Below are 228 nucleotides of genomic sequence, written 5' to 3'. Positions count from 1 at the left end.
TCAGGCGTTAGTGACATCTAACGATGTCTTGGTGTACGAAGACTTAAGGGTTGCTAATTTAGTCAAAAATCGTAACTTAGCCAAATCCATTTCTGATGCTGCTTGGAGTCAAAGATTACGCCTTCCTAAACGGAAGGCGCCTGCTTTGACCGTTGGTCAATTCACGGACTTTCTCGGCTACTATGGAAAAGTTTTTGGGAAAGCAGTAGTAGCCGTCAACCCTGCTAT

1 pseudogene is annotated in these 228 nt (G+C 44.3%); it reads left to right on the top strand.

Features of this window, described 5'->3' with window-relative positions:
• Window positions 1-10 precede the first annotated feature (10 nt).
• Window positions 11-228 (top strand): annotated as a pseudogene (locus tag R0J92_RS27545) (hypothetical protein); the annotation flags it as partial.

Source organism: Tritonibacter sp. SIMBA_163, assembly GCF_046535935.1.
Classification (GTDB): Bacteria; Pseudomonadota; Alphaproteobacteria; order Rhodobacterales; family Rhodobacteraceae; genus Epibacterium; species Epibacterium scottomollicae.
This window is presented reverse-complemented; position numbering and strand designations above follow the sequence as displayed.